Origin of the sequence: Micromonospora sp. SD12, assembly GCF_052068495.1 — a bacterium.
Classification (GTDB): domain Bacteria; phylum Actinomycetota; class Actinomycetes; order Mycobacteriales; family Micromonosporaceae; genus Micromonospora; species Micromonospora echinofusca.
Genome location: NZ_JBQHDF010000043.1, coordinates 1 through 1,624, shown reverse-complemented (window position 1 = coordinate 1,624; position 1,624 = coordinate 1). Strand labels below are relative to the sequence as shown.

Genomic DNA, 1,624 nt, shown 5'->3' with positions numbered 1-1,624 from the left:
CCTTCGACAAACTCGTCGAACACACCCGACCCACCCGCGACCCCCACACCCCACCCCTCATCCAAACCGTCTTCACCGGCGGGAACGTGACGGGCGTCGCCGACGGACCCGTGCCGCTGGGCACCGCGACGATGCGACCGGTGGCGGCCGAGCCGGGCACGGCGAAGTTCGACCTCACCGTCCACGCGGAGGTGGGGACCGACGCCGTCAGCGTGTACTTCAGCTACGCCCGGGACCTGTACGAGCCCGGCACCATGGCCGACCTGGCCGACAGCTACCGCGCCCTGGTCGCCGCCGTGCTGGCCGATCCCGATCAGCGGCTGTCCACGGTGGAGGCGATCACCGAGGAGCAGCGCCGGCGGCTCGCGACGGTGTCCACGGGACGTCGGCGCGGGTCGGGACCGGGTGGCGCGACGCGGCCGGCCGAGGCCGGCCGCGACGTCGCGGACCGTACGGACGTCCAGGCCACGGGGCCGGACGGCACGGCCGGACGCTCCGACGGCGATCCCGGGTGCGTGCCGCGACTGGTGACGGAGACGGCCCGGCGGCAGCCCGACGCGGTCGCGGTGGTCGACGCGGCGGGGGCGATCACCTACCGCGAACTCGACGAGTGGTCCAACCACCTCGCCCACCAACTCCTGCGACACGGCGCCCGACCCGACCACCCCATCGCCGTCAGCCTCCCACCCGGCACCCCCGCCATCACCGCCATGCTCGCCGTCCTCAAGACCGGCGCCGCCTACCTCCCCATCGACCCCACCACACCACCCGCACGCCGACACCACCTCATCACCAACTCCGCCGTCACCATCCTCATCACCGAACACCCCCACGACACCGACACACCCCCCGGCGTCGTCACCCTCGCGCCGCAGCGGCCCGACTCCCCCGCGCCGTCGGCCCCCCGGGTGCACATCCACCCGGAGCAACTGGCGTACGTCATCCACACCTCCGGGTCCACCGGCACCCCCAAGGGGGTCATGGTCGCCCACCACGCGCTGGCGAACCTCGTACGCTGGCATCTCGACGCCTATCCCAGCGGGCCCGGCGAGCACCACGGTCAGATCGCCAGCCTCGGCTTCGACGCGGCGGTGTGGGAGATCTGGCCGGCGCTGGTCAGCGGTGCCACCCTGCACGTCGCCGACCCCGCCGACCGCCTCGACCCCGCCGCGCTGCACGACTGGATGCACCGGCAGGGTCTCAGCGTGGCCTTCGTGCCCACCCCGATCGCCGAAGCCATCCTGCGGCTGCCCACGCCGCCCACCACCCGCCTGCGGACGCTGCTCACGGGTGGTGACGCCCTCACCACCCGACCCTCCGCGCGCGCCCCCTACGCCCTGGTCAACCACTACGGCCCGACCGAGGCGGCGGTCGTCGCCACCGCCGGAGTGGTGCGGCCCGACGGGACCCACCGCCCGGATCTCGGCGGCCCGATCGACGGCGTCCGCGTCCTCCTGCTCGACCCCGATCTGCGCCTGGTCCCGCCCGGCGCGCCCGGCGAACTCTGCATCGCCGGCGAAGGGCTCGCCCGGGGGTACCTCGGCCGCCCCGGGCAGACGGCGGAGCGGTTCCTGCCCGACCCCCACGCCACCACACCCGGCAGCCGCCTCTACCGCACCGGCGA

Annotated in this window: 1 protein-coding gene; it reads left to right on the top strand. The window is 74.6% G+C overall.

Features of this window, described 5'->3' with window-relative positions:
- Positions 1 to 59 precede the first annotated feature (59 nt).
- On the top strand, positions 60 to 1,624 hold a 1,565-nt coding region (locus ACTMS2_RS29215), incomplete at its 3' end, for an amino acid adenylation domain-containing protein (protein WP_441178257.1).